6 protein-coding genes are annotated in these 6,484 nt (G+C 72.0%); 4 read left to right on the forward strand and 2 right to left on the reverse strand.

Features of this window, described 5'->3' with window-relative positions:
• Positions 1-24: 24 nt before the first annotated feature.
• Both ilvN and MKK60_RS18560 read right to left on the reverse strand, forming a co-directional pair.
• The gene (gene ilvN, locus MKK60_RS18555) at positions 25-567 is read right to left on the reverse strand and encodes an acetolactate synthase small subunit (RefSeq protein WP_147727992.1); all 543 of its coding nucleotides are present in this window, start codon (positions 565-567) and stop codon (positions 25-27) included.
• Between the two features lie 135 nt (positions 568-702).
• A complete protein-coding gene (locus MKK60_RS18560) occupies positions 703-2,478 on the reverse strand; it encodes an acetolactate synthase 3 large subunit (RefSeq protein WP_243937598.1) in 1,776 nt (591 codons plus the stop codon).
• Between the two features lie 428 nt (positions 2,479-2,906).
• On the opposite strand from MKK60_RS18560, the gene MKK60_RS18565 reads away from it, so the two are divergent.
• From MKK60_RS18565 to MKK60_RS18580, 4 genes are all read left to right on the forward strand, one after another.
• On the forward strand, positions 2,907-3,407 hold the full coding sequence (locus tag MKK60_RS18565; RefSeq protein ID WP_243988114.1) for a chemotaxis protein CheW: 501 nt from the start codon (positions 2,907-2,909) through the stop codon (positions 3,405-3,407).
• A 19-nt stretch (positions 3,408-3,426) separates the two neighbouring features.
• Positions 3,427-4,896 (forward strand): CheR family methyltransferase, encoded by a 1,470-nt coding sequence (locus MKK60_RS18570; RefSeq protein ID WP_243988115.1) that lies wholly within the window; start codon positions 3,427-3,429, stop codon positions 4,894-4,896.
• A 17-nt stretch (positions 4,897-4,913) separates the two neighbouring features.
• A complete protein-coding gene (locus tag MKK60_RS18575) occupies positions 4,914-5,441 on the forward strand; it encodes a chemotaxis protein CheW (RefSeq protein ID WP_243988116.1) in 528 nt (175 codons plus the stop codon).
• A gap of 53 nt (positions 5,442-5,494) precedes the next feature.
• Positions 5,495-6,484 (forward strand): HAMP domain-containing protein (locus MKK60_RS18580; protein WP_243988117.1); only part of this gene is annotated, 990 nt, incomplete at its 3' end.

Genomic DNA, 6,484 nt, shown 5'->3' on the forward strand with positions numbered 1-6,484 from the left:
CTTAGCACCGTCGGCGGAAATCCGTCACATCGGGTCGGCGCCGCGGCCCATCGCGGCGATGCCGGTGCGGGAGATTTCGACGAGGCCGAGCACGGTCATCAGGCGGATGAAGCGGTCGATCTCCTCGGTCGCGCCGGTCAGCTCGAACACGAAGGAGGTCAGCGTCGCGTCGAGCGTCTTGGCGCCGAAGGCGGCGGCGAGCCGGAGCGCCTCGCCGCGATGCTCGCCCTGCCCCGCCACCTTCACCAGGCAGAGCTCGCGCTCAAGCGCGCTGCCCTGGAGGGTCAGGTCGACGACCCGGTGCACCGGCACGAGGCGGTCGAGCTGCGCCTTGATCTGATCGATCACCGCGTTGGTGCCGGCGGTGACGATGGTGATGCGCGAGAGGTGGCGCGCCTCCTCCGTCTCCGACACCGTCAGGCTCTCGATGTTGTAGCCGCGCCCCGAGAACATCCCGGAGATGCGCGCGAGCACGCCCGGCTCGTTGTCGACGATCACGGCGAGGGTGTGCCGGTTGACGGCCTCGATCCGGCCGGCATCGGGGTAGTGGGTGTTCATGGCGTTCATCGCGGGGCGCGTCCTCGTCGTTCAGTTCGTTCGATCCGCGGTCTCGCACCCCTGGCGCGAGGCAAGCGCGGCTGCGCGTCGCCGCCGAGGCGGCGGACCGCAGCCCGACCCCGGGGTCGGGCTGCCACCAAGAGGCTACACCAGCATCTTGCCTTCCTCGGAGATCACGTCGCCGATCTCCATGCCGGTCTCGCCGAGATAGTCGGAGAGCAGCATCTCGTTGTGCGCCTTGCCCGACGGGATCATCGGGAAGCAGTTCTCCTTCTTGTCGACGATGCAGTCGAACACGACCGGCCCGTCGTAGTCGAGCATCGCGGCGATCGACGCGTCGAGGTCGCCCGGCTTGTCGCAGCGGATGCCCTTGGCGCCGTAGGCCTCCGCTAGCTTGACGAAGTCCGGCAGGCTCTCCGAGTAGCTCTGCGAGTAGCGCGAGCCGTGCAGCAGCTCCTGCCACTGGCGCACCATGCCCATGTACTCGTTGTTCAGGATGAAGATCTTGACCGGCAGGCGGTACTGCACCGCGGTCGAGAGCTCCTGCATGTTCATCAGGATCGAGGCTTCGCCCGCGATGTCGATGACCAGGCCCTTGGGATGGGCCAGCTGCGTGCCGATGGCCGCGGGCAGGCCGTAGCCCATGGTGCCGAGGCCGCCCGACGTCATCCAGCGGTTCGGCTCCTCGAACTTGAAGTACTGCGCCGCCCACATCTGGTGCTGGCCGACCTCGGTGGTGATGTAGGTCTCGCGGTCCTTGCACGCCTCGTAGAGGCGCTGCACCGCGTGCTGCGGCTTGATGATCGTGCCCGAGGGCCAGTAGGCGAGGCACTCGCGCGCCCGCCAGGTGCGGATCTTGGCGAACCACCCGTCGAGGTTGGACTTCTCGGGCTGCGACGGCAGGGCGCGCCATGCCTCCAGCATGTCGGCGAGCACGGATCCGCAATCGCCGACGATGCCGACGTCGACCTTGACCACCTTGTTAATCGAGGAGGCGTCGACGTCGATGTGGATCTTCTTCGAGAACGGCGAGAACGCGTCGAGCCGGCCGGTGATGCGGTCGTCGAACCGCGCGCCGACGCAAATCATCACGTCGCACTCGTGCATCGCGAGGTTGGCCTCGTAGGTGCCGTGCATCCCCAGCATCCCGAGGAACCTGTCGTCGGAGGCCGGGAAGGCGCCCAGGCCCATCAGGGTCGAGGTGACCGGATAGCCCGTCTCGGCGACGAGCTCGCGCAGCAGGCGCGAGGCCTCGGGGCCGGAATTGATCACGCCGCCGCCGGTGTAGAAGACCGGGCGGCGCGCCTGCGCCATCAGCTCGACGGCGGCGCGGATCTTGTCCGCATCGCCCTTCACCGCCGGCTTGTAGGTCTTGTGCCCGTCGACCGAGGGACGCTCGTAGAGCCCGCTCGCGAACTGGATGTCCTTCGGCAGGTCGACGACGACGGGGCCGGGGCGGCCGTGAGAGGCGACGTAGAAGGCCTCGTGCAGGATGCGCGGCAGGTCGTCGATCGATTTGACCAGGTAGTTGTGCTTGGTGCAGTGGCGCGTGATGCCGACCGTGTCGCATTCCTGGAACGCGTCGGTGCCGATCAGGTGCGTCGGGACCTGGCCCGTGATGCAGACGAGCGGGATCGAGTCGAGCAGCGCGTCGGTCAACCCGGTGACGATGTTGGTGGCGCCGGGACCCGAGGTGACGAGCACGCAGCCGACCTTGCCCGACGAGCGGGCATAGCCCTCGGCGGCGTGCACGGCGCCCTGCTCGTGGCGGACCAGTACGTGCTTGACCGCGTCCTGGTGAAAGAGCGCATCGTAGATCGGCAGCACCGCGCCGCCGGGATACCCGAACAGCGTGTCGACACCCTGATCCTGGAACGCCCGGATGACCATCTCGGCCCCGGTCATGACCTCGCCGCCCATCGTCTTCCTCCTGCTCGCCTTGCTGGTCTTCGTCGTCTCGATGTCGTCGATCGGCGCGGGCAACAAAAAAGGGCCCCGCGAGGGACCCTGCATGCGCCACCGCCCGGATCGCGGCCCTGAGATCAGGGCCGCCCCGTCGGTGGCGCTTCCGCTACGATAAGGATCGTCGTCATCGGGATCGATCTCTCGCCCAACGCGGGCCGCCCGCATGGCGCTCCGCGTGAAAAGTGACGGGTGTCTTAACGAAGGCCTCGGCGATGGTCAACGGCATTCCGGCGGAGAGCCGGGCCGCCGCGAAGGATCCGGCCTCCGCGAAGCATTTGCCGCAGCCCGGCCCGACGGCGCGCGGCGCGATTGCCCCGCATCGGCGCCCGGCCTATCACCGATCCTCGTCCCCCTCCCAACGAGCGCGAGAGCACGGAACGCCGGTGGCCCAGCCCGAGACGGCCTCGCTCAGCTACCTGCTCCTCGACGTCGCGGGCACCCCGTGCGCGCTGCCGCGATCCGCGGCCGGCGAGGTGCTGCCGCTGCCGGACCTGTTCCGGCCGCCGGCCTGCGGCGGCTGGCTCGCGGGGTTCCTCAACCTCGGCGGAGAGCCGGTTCCGGTGGTCGACCTCGCGCGCCTTCTCGGCCTGCGCGAGGGCGCGCACGACCCGGGCCCCTACGCCCACCTGATCCTGACGCCGGACGCCGCCGCGGCCTGGCTCGTCGACCGGGTGACCGACCTCGTCGCCGTCGAGGCCGCCGCGATCCGGCCCGTCGCCGCGGGCGCGAGCCTCAACGGCTGCGTCTCCGCCGAGATCGCCCGGGGCGACCGGCTGATCCACGCCCTCGACCCGGCGCGCCTGCTCAGCGCCGAGGAGCGCGCCCGGGTCGGCCACCTGACGCGGGCGGCGAAGGCGCGCCTCGCCGCGCTGCCGGCCGCCTGAGCGGAAGGCGCGGGACCCCATGCGTCGGCCGCCCGGTCCGAGCCCCCACGACGATCCGGGCTACGCGGCCCTCAAGGCGCGGATCATCGCGCGCACCGGCCATCACTACTACGCCGACAAGGACGACCTGCTGTTCGACCGCCTGCGGCGGCGGTTCAAGGCCTGCAACGTCGCCGATGCCGCGGCCTACGACGCGCGCCTGAACGCGGGCGCCGGCGAATGGGCCGCGCTCGAGGCCGAGATCACCATCGGCGAGACCTTCTTCTTCCGCTACGCCGAGCAGTTCACCGCGTTGCGCGAGACCATCCTACCCGGCCTGATCGCCGGGCGCGCGGCCGAGCGCAGCCTCCGGGTCTGGAGCGCCGGCTGCTCGACGGGGGCCGAGCCCTACTCGGTGGCGATCCTGCTGCACCAGCTGCTCGGCCCGGCCCTGGCGGACTGGCGCGTCGCGATCGTCGGCACCGACATCAGCGTCGCCGCCCTCGCCACCGCCCGGGCGGCCGAGTACGGCCGCTGGGCGCTGCGGACGCTGCCGGTCGAGGAGCGCTTGCGCCACTTCCATCGCATCCCGGCGAGCCCCGGGGCGGCCCGCGAGGGCGGCTACGCCCTGCGGCCGGAGTTTCGCCGCATGGTGCGCTTCGAGCGCCAGAACCTGATGAGCCTCGTCGACGGGACGGCGGCCGAGGGCTTCGACGGGTTCGATCTCATTCTCTGCCGCAACGTGCTGATCTACTTCAGCGCCGAGACCGTCGCCGCGATCGTGCGGGCGCTGGGCCGGCGCCTGCGGCCCGGCGGCTGGCTGCTGATCGGCCATGCGGAGCCCCATCCGGCCTTCGCAGGCTGGCTCGATGCGGTGAACCTCCCCGGCACGGTCGCCTATCGCCGTCCGCTCGAATCGGCGTCCCTGCCCGCGCCTCCCGATCCTGCCGAGCCGGCCGGGCTCGAGCGTCCGCCCGCCGCCACTCCCATCGAACCCGGTCCGGCTCACGAGGCGCTGCTCGCGGTGCCTGCCGGAGACGCCGTCGCCGAAGCGATCCGTCCGGTGCCGGCGGCGAGCGGTCCGGCCGTCGTCGACGAGACGGCGGAGGACGTGGCGCGCACGATCCGCATGCTGGCCGATTCCGGCGACACCGGCGCGGCGTGGCGCCTCCTGCGGAACGCGCTCGCCGCGCGGCCGACCGATGCGTCCCTTCGGCTCTACGAGGGCCTGCTCGCGCTCGGGTTCGGCCGCGAGGCCGAAGCCGAGCGGGCCTTCCGCGGCGCGCTCTATCTCGATCGCGGCTACGTGATGGCCCATTACCATCTCGGCCTGTTGCTCGGAGCCCTCGGACGGACCGCCGACGCCCGCCGGGCGCTGGACAATGCGGTCGCCTTGAGCCAAGCGCTGCCGCCGGATGCGGCGTTGCCCGAGGGCGACGGGGCGCGTGCCGGGGAGATCGCCCTGAGCGCGGCGGCGATCCGCGACGGCATCGGAACGGGGGCGGCGTGAACGCGGCGGATCGCCAGATGGAACGGGGCGACGGCCGGCACGGGCGCGAGGCGGCGCTGCGCGCGGACCGCACGGCCGCCCTCGCCCGGCGCGGGGCGACGGCGCGCGAGGCCGCGCCGGTCGAGGCCCATCTCGTCTGCGCCTGCGGCCCGGAGCGCTTCGGCCTGCCCCTCGCCGACGTCGCGCGGGTGGTGCCCATGCGATCATGCACGCCCGTGCCGGGCGCGCCGCCCGCGATCCTCGGCCTCGTCGCCCTGTCCGGACGGATCGTCAGCGTCGTCGGCCTCGCCCGCGCGCTCGGCCGCCCGGGCGCGGACCGCGTCGAAGGCGGCCACCTCGTCGTCCTTCGCACGGCCGCGACGCCGACCGCGCTTGCCGTCGACCGCGTGCTGGGGCTCGCCCACCTCGCCGAGGCCGCCGCGGCGGAGGGCGGATTCGGCGGCGAAGCGGTTTCGCGCTATGCCGCGGCCGATCCCGGCCCGTCCGGTCTCGGCGACTTCGTCGTCATCGACCTGCCGCAGCTGCTGCGGCGCACCCTGCCTTGAGGCGCGAGACGCGCGCGATCCACGACGCCGCCCGACCCGGAGCATCAGCCGCCTTGTCGATCTCGATCGGAAAACGGATCCTCCTCGGCTTCACGGCCGTGACGGTGGTGCTGATCGCCCTCGGCCTCTACGCGATCGGCCAGATCGGCTCGGTCCGCGACGCCACCGACACCATCGTCGCCCGCGACCTCGCGGTGCTGCGCCAGCTCGACATCCTCGGCAACCAGACGCGCGACCTCGGCATCCTGCGCCGCAACGCGGTGATCGCCACGCTGATGAAGGCGCAAGGGCAGCCCATGCGCGACGAGGACGTCCTCACCACCTGGCGTCGCACGGCCGCATCGACCGACGCGCTCTTCGACGACCTGATCCGCGAGGCCGACGCCTACCGCGCCCGCGCCCTCTCGGTGGATCGGACGACGGCCTGGGACCGCCTGCACGGCGTCCTGAGGCAGGCCGTCGCGATCTATCGTCCGTACCGGGATGCGAGCGAGGCGCAGCTCGTGGCCGCGGTCGGCGGCGACGTCACCGGCGTCGAGGCCCGCAACGCCGAGATCGGCCGCGCCTACGAGGCCACCATCGCCGCCGTCGAGCGCACCCGCGTCGCCCTCGACGAGAGCATCGCCGTGGGCCAGCGCGGGATCGGCGCGATCCACGAGCGCTCGCGGCTCTCGATCCTGCTGACGCTGCTCGCCAGCGTCCTCCTGGCGATCCTCGTCACGATCCTGATCAGCCGTGCGGTGGTGCGGCCGCTGGAGAGCGTGATGGCGTTCGCCGAGACGGTCGGCGGCGGCGACCTGTCCCAGACGCTGCAGGTTCGCGGCGGCGACGAGATCGGCCGGCTGTCCCGTGCGCTGAACGGGATGGTCTCGGGGCTTGCGGACTTGGCCCGGACGAACCGTGCGGCGACGTCGGACCTGAACGCGGCGGCGGCCGAGATCCGCGCCTCGGCGCAGGAGCAGGCGGCCTCGGTGGAGGAGCAGTTCGCGGCGGTGCAGGAGACGGCGGCGACGGTGGACGAGATCACCCATTCGGGCGCGCAG

This window comes from Methylobacterium sp. J-092 (assembly GCF_022829325.1).
Classification (GTDB): Bacteria; Pseudomonadota; Alphaproteobacteria; order Rhizobiales; family Beijerinckiaceae; genus Methylobacterium.